The sequence below is a fragment of the Ruegeria sp. R13_0 genome, assembly GCF_017743995.1.
Lineage (GTDB): Bacteria > Pseudomonadota > Alphaproteobacteria > Rhodobacterales > Rhodobacteraceae > Ruegeria.
Genome location: NZ_JAGHRB010000005.1, coordinates 105,422 through 124,591, shown reverse-complemented (window position 1 = coordinate 124,591; position 19,170 = coordinate 105,422). Strand labels below are relative to the sequence as shown.

Here is a 19,170-nt window from a genome sequence, read left to right as displayed (position 1 = left end):
ACACCACGTCGCTTTGGTTGAAATCCGGCCTGAACGGTCCATATGGAACGTCAGATGTGACGTAACCAGTGACCGGAGGCCGGAATGACCCGCGTGACAACCGTATCAACCACAGTCGGACTGCTGGGTGTGCTTCTGGCCATGTTCGCCGCCATCGCAACGGCAGCATCAGCGCTTGTCCTGATCGGGTTTTCCATGATGATCCTTGGCGTAATGGGCGCGGTGTTCGGAGCAGCGGCCTCCCTCAGCCATGCGTGGCAATCTGCGCGCTGAACGTCACCTGCATTAACCACAGATTCATCTGTTTCCTGCGACACTGCGACCGAAGAGCCATTCAGGATCAGCGCGCATGCGGGACAAGACAGTTGCAGAGTCAGGGCAAGGGCCCGACAGCCCTTTGACCTCGGCAGTTTCCGGTCGGGATCAATCTGTATTGCAGATGGCCTCGGATGCGGTTCGGCACAAACAATGCAAACTGGCCTTTCAGCCGGTGATGCAGGCACAGGCCCCCCATAACGTTGCCTTCTACGAAGGGCTGATCCGCGTGTTGGACGAAACCGGGCGGGTCATCCCTGCGCGGGATTTCATGCCTCAGGTGGAAAACACGCCAATCGGGCGCGAGTTGGATTGCATCGCGCTTGAGATGGGGTTGCAGACGTTGGTCAAGAACCCTCAGATCCGGTTGTCGATCAACATGTCGGCGCGTTCGATCGGGTATTCGCACTGGTCCCGTATTCTGGATCGCTTTCTCAAACGGGATAGCAATCTGGGCGAACGACTTATCCTTGAAATCTCTGAGAAATCGGCGATGCAGGTTCCAGAACTGGTCATTGACCTGATGGACAGGTTGCAGGAGCGCGGCATTGCCTTTGCTCTGGATGACTTCGGCGCAAGCAATTTCAGCTTTCGGCATTTCCGCGAATTCCTGTTTGATGCCGCCAAGATCGACGGTCAATTCATTCGCGGCATCAGCAACAACCCCGACAATCAGGCCCTCGTCCGTGCATTGATCGCAGTCGCGCGAGAGTTCGAAATTCTGGTCACAGCCGAATCAGTCGAAAATCCGCAAGACGCCGCTTTTCTGAGCGCAAGTGGTGTCGATTGCATGCAGGGTTTCCTGTTTGGCGCACCGTCGTTGTCGCCGCCGTGGAAGGCAGAAAGAAATTCCAAAACAGGTACTTAGTTGGGCCACTGCCGCGCGAATACCTGCCCGATTGCCGCCTGAGGCAAGCTGTCCGTTGCTGCAAGTGCAGCATTACGCTATTGCAGAAGGCACTAGAGGGGGGAGAAATTGGCGCTCTGGTACGGGCAGAGGAGGCCCTCTGCGGTCCGCGTCGTCACATTTCCCGCTGGACCACGACGGTAAAGGACAAATTATATGACCAATGTAGTAATCGCATCCGCCGCACGCACAGGTGTGGGCAGCTTTGGCGGCTCGTTTGCCAATACCCCCGCGCATGATCTGGGCGCTGCCGTCCTCGAAGCCGTCGTCGAACGCGCCGGCGTCGACAAAGGCGAAGTCAGCGAAACCATCATGGGTCAGGTTCTGACCGCCGCTCAGGGGCAGAACCCCGCACGCCAGGCCCATATCAATGCCGGTCTGCCGCAGGAAAGCGCGGCTTGGGGCATCAACCAGGTATGCGGCTCGGGCTTGCGCGCCGTTGCCTTGGGGGCGCAGCATATCCAACTGGGCGATGCCGAGATCGTCGCCGCCGGTGGTCAGGAGAACATGACCCTGTCGCCCCATGCCGCCGCTCTGCGCGCCGGTCACAAGATGGGCGACATGAAATATATCGACACTATGATCCGCGACGGTCTGTGGGACGCTTTCAACGGCTATCACATGGGTCAGACGGCTGAGAACGTCGCCGAGAAATGGCAGATCAGCCGTGACATGCAGGACGAATTCGCCGTTGCCTCGCAGAACAAGGCCGAAGCCGCGCAAAACGCGGGCAAGTTCGCAGATGAGATCGTTCCTTTTACCATCAAAACCCGCAAGGGCGACATCGTGATGGATAAGGACGAATACATCCGTCACGGCGCGACAATGGAAGCAATGGCCAAACTGCGCCCGGCCTTCACCAAGGACGGCTCGGTCACGGCCGCCAACGCTTCGGGCCTGAATGACGGTGCCGCCGCGACCCTGCTGATGTCGGCTGAAAACGCCGAAAAGCGCGGGATTGAACCTCTGGCCCGTATCGCATCCTACGCGACTGCCGGTCTCGACCCGTCGATCATGGGCGTTGGCCCGATCTATGCGTCGCGTAAAGCGTTGGAGAAAGCAGGTTGGTCGGTTGACGATCTGGATCTGGTCGAAGCCAACGAAGCCTTTGCCGCGCAGGCCTGCGCCGTGAACAAAGACATGGGCTGGGACCCGTCGATTGTGAACGTGAACGGTGGCGCAATTGCCATCGGCCACCCGATCGGAGCATCCGGCTGCCGGGTTCTGAACACGCTGCTATTCGAAATGAAGCGCCGTGATGCCAAGAAGGGGCTGGCCACCCTCTGCATCGGTGGCGGCATGGGTGTCGCCCTCTGCGTGGAGCGCGACTAAGTGCGTTGACATCTAAATAGAAAAGGGCGTCCACTGGGCGCCCTTTTTTGTTACAATCAAGCTTTACACAACCGCTGCGACAATATCGCCAGACAGAAAGACAAGATCGAACACGAAACGATATTGCGCAACACTCTCTCTCAGAGTAACAGAATTACCAAGACGACCAAAATTGGAGGAGTCATCCATGGCACGTACAGCACTCGTAACCGGCGGATCTCGCGGCATCGGCGCAGCAATTTCCAAGGCGCTCAAGGCCGAAGGATACAATGTTGCCGCCACCTATGCGGGGAATGACGAAGCCGCTGCAAAATTCACCGAGGAAACCGGCATCGCCACTTACAAGTGGAACGTGGCCGACTATGACGAATCCAAAGCGGGTATCGAAAAGGTCGAGGCCGAAGTCGGCCCCATCGACATCGTCGTAGCTAATGCGGGCGTCACACGCGACGCGCCCTTCCACAAGATGACGCCTGAACAGTGGCATCAGGTCATCGACACCAACCTGACCGGCGTGTTCAACACCGTACACCCCATCTGGCCCGGCATGCGCGAGCGTAAGTTTGGCCGCGTCATCGTCATCAGCTCGATCAACGGTCAGAAAGGCCAGTTCGCTCAGGTGAACTATGCGGCGACCAAAGCGGGCGATCTGGGTATCGTGAAGTCGCTGGCGCAGGAAGGCGCGCGTGCCGGTATCACCGCCAATGCGATCTGCCCCGGCTACATCGCCACCGAAATGGTTATGGCTGTGCCTGAAAAGGTCCGCGAGTCGATCATCGGCCAGATTCCGGCCGGCCGATTGGGTGAGCCAGAGGAAATCGCGCGCTGCGTCGCCTTCCTGGCGTCCGACGATTCGCAGTTCATCAATGGGTCGACCATCTCGGCCAACGGCGCTCAGTTCTTCGTCTGATTTCAACGCACTGAACGAAAACGGGCCGGTCCTTTTGGACCGGCCCTTCTTTATCCCGTAAGTCCGCGCGCGCTGCGGTCAGCGGGAACCAAACACCCATCCCAGAACTTTGTGAACAAGCCTGCTGCGCTCTTCATGGGCACGACGAATTGCAATCTGGACGGACGGGTTTGTTGACATCTCAATCATGGCGGATCCCCTTTGCTAAAGCGGAACTTGACTTGCCCTAAACATGACCCGTGATGGGAAAAGGCACAAACGAGAGTTTTCAAGCATTCAGATAAGTATTACTTAAGTGACATGAGTGATCGCCTTCCCACTCTCACCGCTTTGCGCGCCTTTGACGCTGCCGCGCGGCACATGTCGTTCGCCAAGGCCGCAGACGAGTTGAACGTCACGCCCGCGGCGCTGTCCTTCCAGATCAAATCGCTTGAGGACCATTTGGGCCACCCGCTGTTTCGCCGCCTGAACCGCGCGGTCGAGTTGACAGAGGCCGGAAAAGCGCTTGCCCCAGGGGCTGCCGAGGGGTTTGCGTCGCTCAAAGCCGCGTGGGCCGCAACACGCAGGCTTCAGGACAACACCACCCTCACCGTGACGGCCGGTCCTGCGCTGACGGCCAAATGGCTGGCTCCGCGCCTTTACGATTTTGCCCGCGCCCATCCCGAAATTGACCTGAGGTTTTCGGCCACCCTGCGCAATATGGACCTTGAGAGGGATGACGTGGATGTCGCGATCCGGTTTGGCTATGGCGGGGATGATGGGCTCTATTGCCTACCGGTTCGTAAAGAGTGGCTGACCCCTGTCATGACACCCGAATTGGCCGCCGAGTTCACAACTCCCGAAAGCCTGCGTGACGCGCCTCTGATTCATGACGATTCGATTGCGTTTTTGAAACCTCCGGCAGATTGGCCGACGTGGTTCCGAGCTGTTGGCGTCGAGTTCACGCCGACCCACGGGGCGCATTTTTCCAACGCAGACCACGCGATTGACGCGGCTGTCGCCGGAGTGGGTGTGGCCTTGGGGCGACGAGCGATGATCATCAAGGACATGATGGAGGGGCGGCTGGTCGCGCCATTCAAAACGGCCATTGAGACCAAAGGTCGCTTTCGCTTTCTCTGTCTGCCCGGAGCGGAGAACCGGCCTCAGGTCGCAGCGTTTCGCGATTGGTTTGTTGCGGAGATTGAAAAAACCGCTCATATCTCGGATGAATTCACCATCGTTCCTGTAGAAGACGCCTCATCCACATGACCAGACAACGCGCCACCGTCATCGGCTTCATTGCGGTTTTGCTTTGGGCGCTGCTGGCCCTGTTCACGGTCGGGTCAACCCCAACGCCGCCTCTGCTGCTGAATGCGATCTGCTTCAGTATCGGCGGTACTTTGGGGCTTGTCTGGACGTGGCGATCGGGCGGATTATCCCAGCTGCGCCGCATCAGTTGGAAAGTCTACGCCTTTGGAACGGTGGGTCTGTTTGGCTACCATGCTCTATACTTCTCGGCCCTTCGGATGGCCCCGGCGGCCGAAGCAGGGCTGATCGCCTATCTCTGGCCACTGCTTATCGTCCTGTTCTCGGGCTTGTTGCCCGGAGAAAATCTGCGCGCTGGCCACCTGATCGGGGCCTGTTTGGGCTTTGCCGGGGCTGCGCTGATCATCACCGGAGGCGGCAGCGCCGGGTTTCAAGCCGACCACCTGCCGGGATATGCGCTGGCGTTCCTATGCGCACTGACATGGTCAGGCTACTCCGTATTGTCGCGGAAACTGGGGGAAACGCCCACAAGCTCGGTCGCGGTGTTCTGCGTGTTCACGGCGATTGCCTCATGGGGCCTGCATTTCGCGCTTGAGGCACCGGTCTGGCCGGACACCACGCTAAGCTGGATATCGACACTGGCCCTTGGTCTGGGACCGGTCGGTCTGGCGTTCTATGTCTGGGATATCGGGGTCAAGCAGGGCGACATTCAGATGCTGGGCACCAGCTCTTACGCGGCGCCTTTACTGTCTACCGTGGTTCTGGTTTTTGCCGGGATCGCCATGCCGACGTGGACATTGGCGATCGCGGCGGTCTTGATCACCGGCGGGGCCTTGGTTGCGGCGCGCGCCAGTCTTAAAGGTTAGGTCGATAAGCGCTCGATCTCTTCCTTCAGCCTTAGCTTCTGTTTCTTTAGCTGGGCAATATGAAGATCATCAATGCCTGGCGCGCGTTGAGCTTGTTCCACTTCGAGACCGAGAGATTCGTGCTTCTTCTTCAGTTCCGTCAGATGTGCGCTCACGCTCATGGCGATCCTCCTTGGTTTACGTGTCTAGATGTCACGTAAGAAGTTGAGCATATCGTTTCCACCCTGTCACGCCGCAGACGCGAAGAAAACGTGATAAATCCGACAAATTCGGCTGGTCATTGCCGATTGACGTGAAACGGCCCCAACGAAGCGCCCTGCCGCAGCACATCCGAGAGTTCCGGCGTATAGCTGTCACCGTCGCGCTCGTGCCGTTGACCCGCATGCAGGATGACCGGAGCATGCAGCCGGAACGCCGCCCGCCCGCCTTTGCGGGCCCGTAGAATCACAAGCTCGGCCTCTCGCCCCATGCGGGCCGCAAGCGGCAGCACTTCGATTGAGCCCAGACGCCCCTGACAGGCCAAAAGCATATCATGCAGGCGATCCGCCTTTTGGATCATGTGCAGATAGCCGCGCGGGGCCAGTCGTTTGGCCGCGACACCAATCCAATCACCCAGAGGCGTCTGCTCTCCCAAAGCCACACTGCGCCCCCGGTCCATGGCTGCGCTATGCGCGCCTGCGCGATAGTAGGGCGGGTTGGCGATGACATGGTCGAATTGGCGCTGCTTCAGATCGGAGGGCAGCTCGGTCAGATCAGCGGAAACGACCTCCAACACCATATTGTTATCGGCGGCATTGCGGCGGGCCAGATCCGCATAGGCCGCTTGCAGTTCAACACCGCACAGGTCCAATCCGGGGACCCGTGTCGCAAGGCACAAGATTGCAGCACCTGCCCCGCAGCCAAGCTCCAGCACCGATTGGCCGCTGGTCGCAGGTACGCTGGCCGCCAGCAAAACAGGGTCTACGCCCGCTCTATAACCAGATACAGGTTGCCATAGACGCAGCCGCCCGCCGAGGAAATCATTCCGGCTCAGCTCATCCTCCTTGAACCCGGTCATCGCCCCAGCGGGATCTCGTTGTCGCGCATCACACGCTCTGCGCGGCTCAGGTCATCGGCGCGAACCATCAGACGACGGGGGAAGATTCCGATACCGCCTTCGAGGATGCTCATATTTACGTCCATCTGAAAGCAGTCTATATCCTCGCCCTCAAGAAGAGCGGATGCAAAGGCCAGGATTGTCGGATCGGTGCTGCGCAATAGTTCTTTCATGGGGATGGATGTAAGGGCAAGGCAAGGCGAAAGTCGAGCCTTGTATCAGGAGTGTGATGGGCATCAGCACAATCTCGAAGCCGCACGAACGGCTGGCCGAAATGTTGACCGGCGAAATGGAGGCGGTGAATACGCTGATCCGGACCCGGATGGCGTCCGAACACGCGCCCCGTATCCCCGAGGTGACCGCGCATCTGGTCGAAGCGGGTGGTAAGCGCCTGCGCCCGATGCTGACATTGGCGGCGGCGCGGTTGTTTGATTATACCGGCGAACATCACGTGCGTCTTGCCGCGACGGTCGAGTTCATTCACACCGCGACCCTGTTGCATGACGATGTGGTAGACGAAAGCGCCCAGCGACGCGGGCGGCCTACGGCGAACCTGTTGTGGGACAACAAATCCAGCGTGTTGGTGGGCGACTATCTGTTTTCCCGCAGCTTCCAGTTGATGGTTGAAACCGGATCGCTACGCGTTCTGGACATCCTCGCCAATGCCTCGGCCACGATTGCTGAAGGCGAGGTGCTGCAGATGACCGCCGCCACCGATCTGAACACGGATGAGAGCATCTATCTGCAGGTCGTACGCGGCAAGACCGCGGCTTTGTTTTCCGCAGCGACCGAGGTTGGCGGCGTGATTGCGGAAGCCTCAGACGCGCAGGTCAAAGCTCTGTTCGACTATGGCGATGCCCTGGGCATTGCCTTCCAAATCGCCGACGATCTTCTGGATTATCAGGGTGATAGCAAGGCAACCGGCAAGAATGTGGGCGACGATTTCCGCGAGCGCAAACTGACCCTGCCTGTGATCAAGGCCGTTGCGCAGGCAACAACAGATGAGCGTATCTTCTGGGAACGTACGATCGAGAAAGGCCGCCAGCAGGACGGCGATCTGGAGCATGCGCTTGGTCTGATGAACAAATACCAGACGCTCGAGGCGACCCGTCAGGATGCGTTTGGTTGGGCGAAAAAAGCCAAAGCCTCGCTCGAGGTTCTGCCTGATCACGAAATCCGCACTCTGCTGCGCGATCTGGCCGACTACGTGGTCTCGCGCCTCAACTGAGGCTGGTTGCGCAGCACCACCAATCGGGCTGGGCCGCGCCGATCTCATAGGCTGCGAAATGCGCGGCCTTCATCGACGGATAGAGCGCAAAACAGGTCGACCCTGACCCCGACATTCGGACCAACAGCACATCCCTCGTGTCCGCCAACTCTTCCAACACGCGCCCGATTTGCGGGGACTGGCTTATGGCGGGTTGTTCTAGGTCGTTTCTTTGGTCGGAAAGCCAAGCGGCGCAGTCTTCCACGCCTGCGAATGAGGGGACTTGATCCGGCAAGCCTGGATTGTCCCGCGACGACATAGCGTTAAAGACCGATCCGGTCGGAACCTCGACACCCGGATTGACCAGAAGAGCGGGCAATGAGGGCAAAGCGATCCGATCCACCATTTCGCCAATTCCCCGCATCCGCGCGGCCTCGGCCACCATGCAAACCGGTATATCAGCCCCTAACGCGGCCGGAAGATGTGGTGGGATATCAATCCCTTGCGCCGCTGCCTGGCGCAGCATGGCAGCCGCGTCCGAAGACCCTCCGCCAATGCCGCCGCCATGAGGCAGCGCCTTGTTCAACGTGACATGGCCCGTCCACCCGGTGCCCTCGGCCGCTTTCCAGACGAGATTTCGGCTGTCCGTCGGAACCCCGGCAGCATGCTCTCCGCCCACCGAGATCGACAGGTCTGCGCCCGGCTCAAACGCCAACTGATCGCCAATGTCGGCAAAGGCCACCAGCGAATCCAACAGATGATAGCCATCGGCGCGCTGGCCGGTGACATGCAGGGTTAGATTGACCTTGGCGGGCGCAAAGGCGCTAGTTGCCATTGGCAACCTTCAACGGATCCGCGCCCTCTTCGGAAAGAACCGTATCCAGACCGACCTCGAGCTTGCGTCGGATGCGTTCGGGATCAGCCTCACCATCGGTGTCTTCGGGATCAACAAAGGACAGAGCCCGTTTCCACTGGAACTCAGCTTCGCGGGCGCGTCCGACGGCCCAGTAGACGTCGCCCAGATGGTCGTTGACCACCGGATCCACCGGCATCAGCTCAACCGCGCGCTCCATATGCTCGACCGCTTCGCCATAGCGACCAAGGCGGAACAGGACCCAGCCCAGACTGTCAACGATATAGCCACTGTCGGGGCGAGCCGCGACGGCGCGTTCGATCATGTCCAGCGCCTCATCGAGTTTTTCGCGCCGTTCGACCAAGGAGTAGCCCAGATAGTTCAGAACTTGCGGCTGATCCGGGTTCAGCTCAAGCGCGCGACGGAAATCGGCTTCGGCCTGATCCCATTGCTTGAGGCGCTCATGAGAAATCCCGCGCGCGTAGTGCAGGAACCAATTCGCGGCCGAGACACCCTCCGCCAGATCAATTGCGGTGTTGTAGGAATCAACCGCGGCGGCGTAGTTCTCCTCACGGCGCTGCAGATCGGCCAAAGCGACATGAACACTGGGCAGATCAGGCTTTTCCGCAGCCAGCGATTGGAGAACCTCAACCGCCGCGTCGGTTTTACCGGATTGCCCCAGAACATCGGCCCGGCCCAGTTCGGCCACGTGGTGATCGGTGCTGTCCTTTGGAACCGCGCGATATGCTTCGACCGCAAGATCAAGCTGGTTGAGTTCCGACAGAAGCTCAGCGCTCATCAAAAGGGCGTCGACGTGATCGGGCCGCAGGAAGCTGGCCGTGCGGGCATAGAGCAGCACGTAGTCCGGCGCGGCCTCGTCATTCAACGCGGCACCCACCGAAAAGAAGATCTCGGCCATGCCGTCTTGCGCCGTTCTTACATGGGTGAAGGGCAGTGTTTCACCGTCTGACAATCGGCTTGTGTAATCTGTGATCGACGGATCGCTTCCGGCCTGAAACACATCGGCCAGGAAGGTCAGAGCGTCCTCATTCCGGTCAAGCTGCGACAGAACCTCGGTCCGGGCTAACGCGGCGCGGCGGGTGAACCGGGCCACAACCCCGTCATCGGCTGCGAAAATCGCTTCGGCCCCTTCGAAATCACCAATCGACGCCAGGGCCATCGCTTTGTGATAGAGGGCAAACTCGCGCAGACCTTCCTGGGTAGTGACCGTGTCGAACTGCTCCATCGCCTTGGTCATCTCACCCTGACCAAGGTAGGCCCATGCAGTCATCAGCCCATCGACCAAGGGGCCAACGCCCTGCGTTTCGGGATCACGAGACAGCAGGGTCTCCCAATCGCCCTCGGCGATCAGATTTGCAGCAATGGCAATCCGGGCTGCCTGGCTTGGCAGGCCAATCTCTTCAATGGTCTGGGCGATGGGCAATGCGCGCTCAACCTCGCCCAGCGCCAGCCGGGCGACAACCACGCTTTCCAACAGCAAGGCGTTCTGCGGATCAGACCGCAACGCCTGCGCATAATACCTTTCGGCGGCGGCATAGTCGTTTTCGTAGATTGCCTGACGCCCGGCCAGATAGGCCCCGGACCCGGTATCCGAAAATGCCGGGATTGCGACCGAGGATGAAAGCAGCGCGGCCAGTGCCACGCGACGAACCAGGGAAACCACCAAAATCCTGCCTTGCTATCGTTGACTGCACGTTAAGCTAGGGCCTCGGCCCGCAAGAGGCAATGGTTCAAGGTTCACGACGCCGCCATTGCACCGGTTTTCGCCTAAGAACTGGCCGCCCTGTTGCACGGATCAAGCAAGAGCGCCGTCCAACACTCGATGGCAGTCTACCATTGGGGCCTTTGATCATCTTACCCTAGCCGAAAGCTTGGGTACCCTGCGCAATGCAAAAGGCACAAGTTCGGCTTGGGTGACTTCAACTCATTCAGAGTGAAATATTTTTCCAATTGCGCAAAAGACCGACTGACGGAATGGTGCTTCCAAACACTGTTGGCAAACCAGACACGGTATGAACATACGATGAAGTCACATGCGAAAGTCGTAGTGGTCGGGGGCGGCTGCGTTGGCGCCTCGCTCCTTTATGGTCTGACCGAACATGGCTGCACAGATGCGGTGATGTTGGAGCGGACGACGCTGACGTCAGGGTCCACGTGGCATGCGGCCGGTTTGCTTGTGACCTTTGTACGGTCGCGAAACGTGTCGAAGATGACCATGGAGACCATTCGCATCTATTCCGAGGTTGAGGAAAAGATGGGCGCCTCGGTGGGCCTTCGCAAAGTGGGCCAGCTGCGCGTTGCCAATACCGAAAAGCGCTGGGATGAGTTCCAGTCCTATATCTCGATCGCCGAGGCCGCCGGGGTGCCGTGCAAGCTGCTGACACCGGAAGAGATTGCCGAGGTTCACCCCTTGCTGAACCAAAGCCCCGACATTCGTGGCGGCATCCTGCACACCGAAGACGGCTATGTGAACCCCGCCGACATCACCATGGCGCTGGCCAAGCTGGCGCGCGATGCCGGGGCCAAGGTCTATCAGAACACCGAAGCCACCGCTTACGAAAAGCTGGAAAACGGCCACTGGAAGGTAACCACCAACCAGGGTGAGATCACGTGCGAGCATCTGATCTTTGCCACCGGAAACTACGCCCGTGAAAACGCGCGCCGTGTGGGTCTGGACCTGCCCTGTATCCCCATCATTCACCAATATTGGACGACGGAAACCGTGCCGCTGCTGAAAGAGCGCAGGGCACAGGGTCTGCCAGAATTCCCGATCCTGCGGGACGAGGATTATGGCGCCTATCTGCGCGAGGACGTGGGCGGCATCCAGTTTGGCCCCTATGAATTCACCAAGGACCTCAAGCTGTTCGCCGAAGACCGCGTGCCGCCTGATTTCGGGGCCGATCTTCTGCCCGAAGACTTCGATGCCGTGGAAACCCAGTGGGAGCGCGCCATCGAACGGGTTCCGACGCTGGGCGAGGTTGGCATAAAAGCCAACACCCGCGGCCCGTTCCAGATGACCCCGGACGAGCTGCCTCTGGCCGGCCCTGCACCCGGGCACGAGAACCTGTGGCTGGCCGAAGGGATGCCCGGCGGTATCCTTTGGGGCGGCACTGTGGGCAATCGTCTGGCCAAATGGATCGTAGATGGCGATCCGGGTATGGACATGTCGGAACTCGACCCGCGCCGGTTCTCGGACTATGCCTCGAAACGGTGGACCATGGACAAGGTGCGCGAGACATGGGGCACCCATATGGATGCCCATGTCCCCGGTGAGGATTTCCCTGAAGCCCGTCCGATGAAAACTGCAGGCTCCTACGATCTGTTGACCGCGCAGGGTGCCGTCTGGACCAGCTTCAACGGCTATGAATTCCCGCGCTGGTTCGCCAAATCACCCGAAGAGGCGATCCCCGAACACTCCTTCCGCCGCACCAATCATATGGAGCTTGTACAGGAAGAAGTGCGCCGCACGCGCGAAGAGGCAGGCTTCATCGAGATGTCTCCGATGACCAAATTCACCGTACGCGGGCCGGGCGCGGCCAGTTGGCTGGACGGTCTGATGGCGAACAAACTGCCCAAGGTGGGGCGCATGACCCTGTCGCTGATGCTGAACGACAAGGGCGGGATGGATGCGGAATACACCATCGTGCGCTACGCCGAAGATGATTTCTACCTGATCTCGACCCCGAATTGGCAGGCCTATAACTGGGATCAGATGCAGCGTCTGCTGCCCAAAGACGGCTCGGTCGTGATGGAAGATATCTCGGAACAGCAGGGCGTGATCGCTCTGGCTGGTCCGAAATCGCGCGAGATCCTGTCGAACCTGACCGACAATGATCTGTCGAACGAGGCCTTCCCGTGGCTTTCGGCGCAAATGGGTGAGGTCGGCTATGCCAAAGGCGTTCACCTGCTGCGCGTCTCCTATACCGGTGAGCTGGGATGGGAGCTGCACCATCCGGCGGGCTACAACCGTCATCTCGTGGATCTGTTGCTGAAGGCGGGCGTGAAACCCTTCGGCCTTGAAGCGCTGGAATCCATGCGGCTGGAGAAATCCTACCGCGCCATCAATCGCGAGATCTGCAAGGACCTGACCCCGTTTGAAGCCGATCTGGGCCGGTTCGTCGCTATGACCGAGAAGATCAGTGGGCACGTGGTCGAACGGGACTTCATCGGCAAACCGGCACTGCTGAAACAGCTGGACGTGGGGGGATACAACACTCTGGTCACGTTGAAACTGCCCTATTGCGATACCTCGGTGATGTTTGACGAAGGCGTCTATTCCGACGGCAAACTGATCGGGCGTGTCACCTCGGGCGGGTTCTCATATTATTGCAACCATGACATCGCAATGGCGCTGGTGCCGCAGAACATGACGGAACCGGGCACCAGAATGCAGGTGCTGGTCCATAACGAGATGCGCGAGGCCGAGGTCATCGACACCTGCGCCGTGGACCCCACCAGTGCCCGCGCACGCGCCTGACAAGAACAACAAGGGGTCTTCCGGTCCCTTTCACCAACACAAGGACAGGATTTAGCCAATGACCGATATCTCGACGAAAACGCTCTCACTCCAAGAGGTTAGGGAATTGGCGAAATCCGTCCTTGTGGCTGCTGGCATGGATGACCCGGGCAGTGACATGATCGCTGAGATTGTCGTGAAATCCGAACGTGACGGCCCGCGCAGCCACGGTTTGCGCATGCTGCCGGTCTACGCGCAGAGCTTCACCTCGGGCTATGCCAACCCCGCCGCCCACCCTACATTCGAACGTATCGCACCGGGCGTTCTGCGCGGCGATGCGGACAACGGGTACTACCAGATCGCCGCAGCAGCAGCTCGGGACGAGCTGATTGCGATGGCGCGTGAAAACGGGATTGCCGCCTTCACCTGCGCCAACAGTCATCATCTTGGGGCGTTGCGCTTTGACACCGAACCGCTGGCCGAGGCGGGGTTGGTGGCTTTGGCTGTCGTCAACTCACTGTCCATGGTGGTGCCTCAAGGCGGTGTGCGCCCGGTCTTTGGCACAAACCCGATGTCTTTTGCCTGCCCGCGCGACGGCATGGAGCCCATCGTTTGGGACCAGGCGTCCTCGACGGTTGCGTTGATGGATATCCGCATGGCCGCCGCCGAAGGGCATGACCTGCCGCGCCCTGCAGGTCTGGCCCCGGACGGCGAGCCCAGCGCCGATCCCAACGCGATTCTGGAAACCCGCAGCCTGTTGCCCTTTGGCGAGCACAAAGGGGCCGCGATCGCCTTCCTGATCGAAGTCATGGGCGCGGCGCTGGCCGGGGGCACCCTCTCGGTCGACAATGCCGAGCGCGAGGCGCATGGCGCGCTGAACGTCAAGGGCGGCGCGACCCTGATCGCGATGGATCCGACGCGGTTCGGAAATGCCGGTTTCAACGACTATGTTACGCGCATCTGCGCCGAGATCGACGGCAACGGCACCGCCCGCATCCCCGGTGACGGGCGGCTGAAGAACCGCGCCGCGTCTCAGGACGGTGGCGTCAGCGTCAGCACCGAGTTGCTGTCGCAGTTGCAAGACTTACGGTAAGGTTTCCAACCCATGGCACAGGGGTCATGTAAGTCACGATCACCCCGGACCAGCTCTCACGTCAGGGTAGGCTCAGCTTTGCCATCCGCCCGCCATCGACCGTATAGACCTGCCCGGTGATAAAGCCGCTTTCCTCGGCGGCCAGAAACGCCGCCAATGCGGCCACTTCTTCGGGCCTGCCGGTGCGCGCGACCGGGTGGATCTGACCGATGTCCCGACGAAACGCATCCGGGTCGGGCATTGAGTCGATAAAGTCGAGGTTCAACTCGGTGTCGATCCAGCCCGGAGCGATCGCGTTGCAGCGGATACCTTCGGCCCCATGATCCACCGCCACGGCGCGGGTCAGCCCGTGCAAGCCGGCTTTGGATGCACAATAGGCTGCGTGGCCGGGATTGCTGCCCAACCCTTCGATTGAGCCGGTATTCACGATGCTACCCTTTGTTTTGCGTAAATGGGGCAAAGCGGCTTGGATCATCAGGAAGGGCGCGGTCAAGTTGACGGTCAGATTTTTCTGCCAGTCGTCCAACGTCATCTCTTCGACGCGGGCCTCCTGCATCATACCGGCATTGTTGATCAGAACGTCCAACTGCCCGGCGCGGGCGATAACCTCGGCTACTACCTGTGCAGGTGCGGCTGGGTCGGTGAAATCGGCTGCGATCCCTTCGAACCGGTCATCGCCACCGCGCTGAGCGGTGAAGACGCGCGCGCCCTCCTCCGTCAGCCGTGCCGCGATGGCCTGTCCTATCCCGGAGCGGCCGCCGGTGACCAGCGCAACCTTGCCCTCAAACCGCCTCATGCGACCGGCTTCCCGCCATTGACCTCAACCAGCGTGCCACACATGTAGCGCGCCGCGTCCGAGGCGAGGAACAGGACCACATCAGCAATATCCTCAGGCTCGGCGATCCGCCCAAGAGGCACGGTCTTACCCAGTTCAGTCACGGCCTCGTCAGGATCAAACCCGCGCTTGGCAAAGCCCGAGCGCAGCATCGGCGTGTTAACCTCATTCGGGCAAACGGCGTTGATGCGGATGCCCTGATGTGCGTGATCCATCCCCATGCATTCGGTCAGCGAGGCGATCGCCGCCTTGGTCATGCAATAGAGCGCATGGTTTGGCCCCGGCGCCTTGCCGCCCCAGCAGGACGCCGTGTTGACGATGGCTCCACCGCCCGCCTCGGCCATCAGCGGAATGGCAGCGCGGCAAATCCGAAACGGAGCCTCGACATTCACGCCCATGGACAGGGTCCAGTCGGCGTCCGAGGTCTCCGTCACCGGGCCGCGGGTGATGACGCCGGCATTGTTGATCACGATATCGAGGCCGCCCAAAGCCTGTTGCGCGTTGGCAGCCAGTTGGTCGCAATAGGCCGGGTCCAGAAGATCGCCGGGCAGATGCGCCTCGGCTTCGATCCCATCGGTCGCGCAATCTGCAACCGCGACCCGAGCGCCCTGCGCGCGCAGCTGTTTGACGATGGCCTGCCCGATCCCTCCGGCCGCACCGGTGACGAGGGCGTTTTTGTCTTGAAACATGTCTTAGTCTTCCCAGATTGCGACGGCCTGCCCCAGCAGGTCTCGGTTCATTGTCACGCCGAGGCCCGGCGCATCGGGCGGCAGAACGCCACCGTTTTCGATTGGGGCGTCAAACGCCCCGGTCTGGATCGTCACCATGTCGCGCGGGTCCAGAACACAGCGCAGCAGCCGTTCGGGCACGGTCGCACCCATATGAAAGATCGACGCGGCAGACAGGGTTGATCCCACCGTGTCCTGCACACTGATCGTCAGCCCTGCGGCGCGGCAGATGTCGCGGTGACGGCGGGCATGGGTCAGCCCCCCGGCTTTCGAGATTTTCAGCCCGATGCCATCAGCCACATCCAGCGCCACCAGCTTGGCGATATCGCCATCCTCTTGCGCCAACTCGTCCAGAATGATCGGCACGTCACAGCGCTGGCGCAGGGAAAGCGTTTCGCGCCATGTGGCACAGGGGGCCTCCAGAACGAAATCCAGCCCATCCGGCAGGGCGCGGAGCATCCGAAGCGCGGTTTCCGGGATCAGGCCGCCATTGGCGTCAACGATGAAGTACTCACCCGGTTGCCGATCCGCCAATGAGGCCGCGATGCGTTCGGCATCCAGCGCCGGGCCGCCTTCGGAATCCATCGCGCCGACCTTGATCGAATGGCCCATATAGCCCATCGCGCGGTGTTCCGCGACGCGGGCGCGCATATCCTCGGGCGTGCCCGCGTAGATCGAGCTGATCGCGGGCAGGCGATTGCCCGTCGCGCCGCCCAGCAGTCTATAGACCGGCAGGCCAACCGATTTGCCGAACAGGTCCCAACAAGCCAGATCAAGCGCCGATTTCGCATGGTTGTGACCCAGCAGGGCCTCATCCATGGCGTCATTGATCCGGTCCACATCGCGCGGGTCACGACCGATCAGATAGGGGGCGATTTCCTCGACCCCGGCGCGTGCACCGCGTGCATGGGCGGCGATGTAGTTCGGGCCGAAAGGTGTGGATTCACCCCATCCCTCGGTCCCACTATCCGCAGTGATACAGACGATGACACTGTCAAACCCGGTGTAGATACGCCCGCCCGACAACTCGTAAGAGCCGCCCGCATAGGGCAGATGCAGTTCAAAAAGCTCGATCTTGCGGATTTTCATGAGGTAACCTGCGGCGGGATCAGCACCAGCTGCCCGGTATGTGTTTTGGTCAGAAACTCTTCCTGCGCCGTCGCGATCTCGCTCAGCGGATAGGTCTTGGCAACGACTGGCCGGATTTCTCCAGCCTCGATATATTTCACGAGGTTTTCGAACACGATGTCTTCCTGAAAGGTGCAGCCAAACAAGGTGAGGTCTTTCAGGTAGAGCGTCCGCACATCGATTTCACAGATCGGCCCGGCAATGGCCCCGGCGGTCGCATAACGCCCGCCCCGGCGCAGCACGTCCAGCAGGCTGGGCCATTGCGGACCAGCCACCAGATCGACCACCACGTCGATCGAGCCTTCCCCCAGTTCAGCCACCAGATCAGCGTTGCGGGCCAGCACGCGATCTGCACCCAAAGCCCGAACAGCTTCGGCCTTAGCGGGCGAGCACAGCGCGATCACACACGCGCCGCGCCGTTTCGCCAATTGCACCGCAGCTGAACCAACACCGCCCGAGGCACCGGTGACCAGAACAGTCTCGGCCCCGACGCTGGCGCGGTGCAGCATGCCCTCGGCCGTGGAATAGGCGCAGGGGATGGCGGCCAGCTCTACATCCTTCCAGTCGCAATTCACCGCGTGGGTTTCTTGCGAAGGTGCGATGCAGAACTGGGCAAAACCCCCATCGCATTCGCTGCCGATGGTCCAGCATTCATAGGGGCGGTAGTCGACATAGGTTCGCAGCATGTTGCGCACGATCACACGCTCGCCAATGCGCGCCGGGTCAACCCCCTCGCCTACGGCAGCAACATAGCCACAGACATCGGCGCCCTGTATGCGCGGGAAGGTCAAGGGCGTGCCGGACCAGCTGGCGTCGTCATCGTCCACCGTCTCAAAACCCGAGGCACCACCGGTATTGGTGTCTTCGGTAACCGCCTTGGAGTACCAGCCGATCCGCGTATTGATGTCGGTGTTGTTCACTCCTGCGGCGGCGACGCGGATCAGAACCTCTCCGCGCCCCGGCGTTGGGACCGGCACGTCCGAGCGGTAGTCCAGCATCTCGATACCGCCATGGCCGGTCAGTTGGACCGCATGCATGGTTTCGGGGATCATGGTGTTCTCCTTAATATGAGGCGACAGGCGCACCGAACAGCGTTTCGTCAGGGATGACGCCTAGACCCGGCCCGGTCGGGCGCTGGATGTGACCGCCTTGGATCGTGATGCCGTTTTCGGGATCGTAGTTGCCTTCGATGTACGGGGCGGCGAGCCACGCGCCCTCCATCAGTGTCGGGCGCACGGTGGATGCAATCTGCGTGCAGGCGGCGGCGATGATGTCCCCACCCCAGCTGTCATCGCAGGTATGCGGCAAGTTGCGCGCCTCGCAGATGTCACGGAAGGTGCGCATGTTCTGAAGGCCGCCGATCCGGGTGACTTTCATACCAAACCCATCCACCAGCCCGGTCCCGGCAGCCGAGATCACGGTGTTCAGGTCGACGCTGTTTTCATCCATGTAGATGCCATGGCTCACCTGAGGGCGGATCTTTTCCAGGTCCTGATAGGTATTGCAGGGCTGTTCCATGATGAAGGGCACATCCGGGCATTCGCGGCTGACGCGCAGCGCATCGCGCGTGGTCCACCCGCGATTGCCATCGACCGCAAGGCGCATGCCGGTTCCGCCGACGACCTCCCAGACTTTGCGGATGGTTTCGACATCAATCTCGACCGGACGCCCGCCGACCTTGATTTGCAGGCGAGGATAGCCCTCGGCCAGCTTCTCTTTGGCAAGGCGCGCGATATCGTCCGGCGCGCCCACACCCGTCGCGTAGTAAGAGGGCACGCGTTCGGTCTGCGCCCCGCCCAGCAAGTCGGCGACATTCACGCCCAGTTTCTTGCCAATCAGGTCATGGGCCGCAATGTCGATGGCGGCCTTGGCATAGTTGTGCCCATTGAGCAGCCCGTTCATCCGGTGGTGCAGGGCCACAGGCCACAGATCCGCGCCGATCAGACCTTTGGCCATTGCCTTCAAGGCCGCCCGCGCGCCCTCTGCATGCGCTTCGGCATAGGTGGGGCCGACCGGGCAGGTCTCTCCCCAGCCGGTCGTGCCATCCTCGGCCACCAGCTTGACCAGCGTGGTGTCCAGCGCCCAGACCTCAGCGTTTGCCATGGTGTAAGGGCCGTTTTTGACCGGCAGATCATGGGCGTAGATGTGGATTTCCTTGATCTTCATATCCATCTCTTT

At 60.6% G+C, this 19,170-nt stretch carries 19 protein-coding genes; 9 read left to right on the top strand and 10 right to left on the bottom strand.

All coding sequences use genetic code 11. The features are described 5' to 3' along the window. Nucleotides 1-84 precede the first annotated feature (84 nt). The 6 genes from J7394_RS08265 (at nt 85) to J7394_RS08240 (ending at nt 5,575) form a co-directional block, all read left to right on the top strand. The gene (locus tag J7394_RS08265) at nt 85-273 is read left to right on the top strand and encodes a hypothetical protein (RefSeq protein ID WP_170639893.1); all 189 of its coding nucleotides are present in this window, start codon (nt 85-87) and stop codon (nt 271-273) included. 76 nt (nt 274-349) lie between these two features. After that, on the top strand, nt 350-1,183 hold the full coding sequence (locus tag J7394_RS08260; protein WP_209252258.1) for an EAL domain-containing protein: 834 nt from the start codon (nt 350-352) through the stop codon (nt 1,181-1,183). 195 nt (nt 1,184-1,378) lie between these two features. Then, nucleotides 1,379-2,554, top strand: a complete 1,176-nt coding sequence (locus tag J7394_RS08255) for an acetyl-CoA C-acetyltransferase (protein WP_209252256.1) — start codon at nt 1,379-1,381, stop codon at nt 2,552-2,554. A gap of 187 nt (nt 2,555-2,741) precedes the next feature. Then, nucleotides 2,742-3,464 carry an acetoacetyl-CoA reductase gene (gene phbB, locus J7394_RS08250; protein ID WP_209252254.1) on the top strand — a complete coding sequence of 241 codons (723 nt, stop codon included), beginning with the start codon at nt 2,742-2,744 and terminating at the stop codon, nt 3,462-3,464. A gap of 300 nt (nt 3,465-3,764) precedes the next feature. Then, on the top strand, nt 3,765-4,712 hold the full coding sequence (locus J7394_RS08245) for a transcriptional regulator GcvA (RefSeq protein ID WP_209252252.1): 948 nt from the start codon (nt 3,765-3,767) through the stop codon (nt 4,710-4,712). After that, nucleotides 4,709-5,575: a DMT family transporter gene (locus J7394_RS08240; protein ID WP_209252250.1), complete on the top strand. Its 867-nt coding sequence runs from the start codon at nt 4,709-4,711 to the stop codon at nt 5,573-5,575. Before J7394_RS08245 ends, J7394_RS08240 begins: the two co-directional genes overlap by 4 nt. Here the strand turns inward: J7394_RS08240 and J7394_RS08235 are convergent. The 3 genes from J7394_RS08235 to J7394_RS08225 all read right to left on the bottom strand — a co-directional run bounded on the left by J7394_RS08235 (nt 5,572) and on the right by J7394_RS08225 (nt 6,844). After that, complete coding sequence (locus J7394_RS08235; RefSeq protein WP_170379030.1) at nt 5,572-5,736, bottom strand: YdcH family protein; 165 nt, start codon at nt 5,734-5,736, stop codon at nt 5,572-5,574. The two genes, J7394_RS08240 and J7394_RS08235, sit on opposite strands and share 4 nt — an antisense overlap. Before the next feature lie 116 nt (nt 5,737-5,852). Continuing rightward, on the bottom strand, nt 5,853-6,632 hold the full coding sequence (locus J7394_RS08230; RefSeq protein ID WP_209252248.1) for a tRNA1(Val) (adenine(37)-N6)-methyltransferase: 780 nt from the start codon (nt 6,630-6,632) through the stop codon (nt 5,853-5,855). Further along, a complete protein-coding gene (locus J7394_RS08225) occupies nt 6,629-6,844 on the bottom strand; it encodes a DUF2007 domain-containing protein (RefSeq protein ID WP_170474882.1) in 216 nt (71 codons plus the stop codon). The genes J7394_RS08230 and J7394_RS08225 overlap by 4 nt, the downstream gene beginning before the upstream one ends. Nucleotides 6,845-6,900: 56 nt before the next feature. On the opposite strand from J7394_RS08225, the gene J7394_RS08220 reads away from it, so the two are divergent. Continuing rightward, nucleotides 6,901-7,899, top strand: a complete 999-nt coding sequence (locus J7394_RS08220) for a polyprenyl synthetase family protein (RefSeq protein ID WP_209252246.1) — start codon at nt 6,901-6,903, stop codon at nt 7,897-7,899. Here J7394_RS08220 and J7394_RS08215 read toward each other — a convergent pair. Both J7394_RS08215 and J7394_RS08210 read right to left on the bottom strand, forming a co-directional pair. After that, nucleotides 7,892-8,713: a 4-(cytidine 5'-diphospho)-2-C-methyl-D-erythritol kinase gene (locus J7394_RS08215; RefSeq protein WP_209252244.1), complete on the bottom strand. Its 822-nt coding sequence runs from the start codon at nt 8,711-8,713 to the stop codon at nt 7,892-7,894. The genes J7394_RS08220 and J7394_RS08215 overlap by 8 nt on opposite strands. Next, nucleotides 8,703-10,418, bottom strand: a complete 1,716-nt coding sequence (locus J7394_RS08210) for a tetratricopeptide repeat protein (protein ID WP_247748124.1) — start codon at nt 10,416-10,418, stop codon at nt 8,703-8,705. Before J7394_RS08210 ends, J7394_RS08215 begins: the two co-directional genes overlap by 11 nt. A gap of 357 nt (nt 10,419-10,775) precedes the next feature. On the opposite strand from J7394_RS08210, the gene J7394_RS08205 reads away from it, so the two are divergent. Together J7394_RS08205 and J7394_RS08200 are read left to right on the top strand one after the other, a co-directional pair. Further along, complete coding sequence (locus tag J7394_RS08205) at nt 10,776-13,229, top strand: FAD-dependent oxidoreductase (protein ID WP_209252240.1); 2,454 nt, start codon at nt 10,776-10,778, stop codon at nt 13,227-13,229. 58 nt (nt 13,230-13,287) lie between these two features. Then, nucleotides 13,288-14,301, top strand: a complete 1,014-nt coding sequence (locus J7394_RS08200) for an Ldh family oxidoreductase (RefSeq protein WP_209252239.1) — start codon at nt 13,288-13,290, stop codon at nt 14,299-14,301. 61 nt (nt 14,302-14,362) lie between these two features. Here J7394_RS08200 and J7394_RS08195 read toward each other — a convergent pair whose 3' ends face one another. Genes J7394_RS08195 through J7394_RS08175 form a run of 5 tightly spaced genes read right to left on the bottom strand, consistent with a single transcriptional unit; the run spans nt 14,363 to nt 19,158 of the window. After that, nucleotides 14,363-15,097, bottom strand: a complete 735-nt coding sequence (locus J7394_RS08195) for an SDR family NAD(P)-dependent oxidoreductase (RefSeq protein WP_209252238.1) — start codon at nt 15,095-15,097, stop codon at nt 14,363-14,365. Beyond that, nucleotides 15,094-15,825: an SDR family NAD(P)-dependent oxidoreductase gene (locus tag J7394_RS08190; RefSeq protein ID WP_209252237.1), complete on the bottom strand. Its 732-nt coding sequence runs from the start codon at nt 15,823-15,825 to the stop codon at nt 15,094-15,096. The genes J7394_RS08195 and J7394_RS08190 overlap by 4 nt, the downstream gene beginning before the upstream one ends. A 3-nt stretch (nt 15,826-15,828) precedes the next feature. Beyond that, the gene (locus tag J7394_RS08185) at nt 15,829-16,953 is read right to left on the bottom strand and encodes a mandelate racemase/muconate lactonizing enzyme family protein (RefSeq protein WP_209252236.1); all 1,125 of its coding nucleotides are present in this window, start codon (nt 16,951-16,953) and stop codon (nt 15,829-15,831) included. Then, the gene (locus J7394_RS08180; RefSeq protein WP_247748123.1) at nt 16,950-18,044 is read right to left on the bottom strand and encodes an alcohol dehydrogenase family protein; all 1,095 of its coding nucleotides are present in this window, start codon (nt 18,042-18,044) and stop codon (nt 16,950-16,952) included. The genes J7394_RS08185 and J7394_RS08180 overlap by 4 nt, the downstream gene beginning before the upstream one ends. A gap of 10 nt (nt 18,045-18,054) precedes the next feature. Beyond that, nucleotides 18,055-19,158: a mandelate racemase/muconate lactonizing enzyme family protein gene (locus J7394_RS08175; protein ID WP_209252235.1), complete on the bottom strand. Its 1,104-nt coding sequence runs from the start codon at nt 19,156-19,158 to the stop codon at nt 18,055-18,057. Nucleotides 19,159-19,170: the final 12 nt, after the last annotated feature.

Bases quoted from the DNA above. Each gene is read 5' to 3' on its own strand.
- J7394_RS08265 (WP_170639893.1), top strand. From the start codon at position 85: ATGACCCGCGTGACAACCGTATCAACCACAGTCGGACTGCTGGGTGTG.
- J7394_RS08260 (WP_209252258.1), top strand. From the start codon at position 350: ATGCGGGACAAGACAGTTGCAGAGTCAGGGCAAGGGCCCGACAGCCCT.
- J7394_RS08255 (WP_209252256.1), top strand. From the start codon at position 1,379: ATGACCAATGTAGTAATCGCATCCGCCGCACGCACAGGTGTGGGCAGC.
- phbB (WP_209252254.1), top strand. From the start codon at position 2,742: ATGGCACGTACAGCACTCGTAACCGGCGGATCTCGCGGCATCGGCGCA.
- J7394_RS08245 (WP_209252252.1), top strand. From the start codon at position 3,765: ATGAGTGATCGCCTTCCCACTCTCACCGCTTTGCGCGCCTTTGACGCT.
- J7394_RS08240 (WP_209252250.1), top strand. From the start codon at position 4,709: ATGACCAGACAACGCGCCACCGTCATCGGCTTCATTGCGGTTTTGCTT.
- J7394_RS08235 (WP_170379030.1), bottom strand. From the start codon at position 5,736: ATGAGCGTGAGCGCACATCTGACGGAACTGAAGAAGAAGCACGAATCT.
- J7394_RS08230 (WP_209252248.1), bottom strand. From the start codon at position 6,632: ATGACCGGGTTCAAGGAGGATGAGCTGAGCCGGAATGATTTCCTCGGC.
- J7394_RS08225 (WP_170474882.1), bottom strand. From the start codon at position 6,844: ATGAAAGAACTATTGCGCAGCACCGATCCGACAATCCTGGCCTTTGCA.
- J7394_RS08220 (WP_209252246.1), top strand. From the start codon at position 6,901: ATGGGCATCAGCACAATCTCGAAGCCGCACGAACGGCTGGCCGAAATG.
- J7394_RS08215 (WP_209252244.1), bottom strand. From the start codon at position 8,713: ATGGCAACTAGCGCCTTTGCGCCCGCCAAGGTCAATCTAACCCTGCAT.
- J7394_RS08205 (WP_209252240.1), top strand. From the start codon at position 10,776: ATGAAGTCACATGCGAAAGTCGTAGTGGTCGGGGGCGGCTGCGTTGGC.
- J7394_RS08200 (WP_209252239.1), top strand. From the start codon at position 13,288: ATGACCGATATCTCGACGAAAACGCTCTCACTCCAAGAGGTTAGGGAA.
- J7394_RS08195 (WP_209252238.1), bottom strand. From the start codon at position 15,097: ATGAGGCGGTTTGAGGGCAAGGTTGCGCTGGTCACCGGCGGCCGCTCC.
- J7394_RS08190 (WP_209252237.1), bottom strand. From the start codon at position 15,825: ATGTTTCAAGACAAAAACGCCCTCGTCACCGGTGCGGCCGGAGGGATC.
- J7394_RS08185 (WP_209252236.1), bottom strand. From the start codon at position 16,953: ATGAAAATCCGCAAGATCGAGCTTTTTGAACTGCATCTGCCCTATGCG.
- J7394_RS08180 (WP_247748123.1), bottom strand. From the start codon at position 18,044: ATGATCCCCGAAACCATGCATGCGGTCCAACTGACCGGCCATGGCGGT.
- J7394_RS08175 (WP_209252235.1), bottom strand. From the start codon at position 19,158: ATGAAGATCAAGGAAATCCACATCTACGCCCATGATCTGCCGGTCAAA.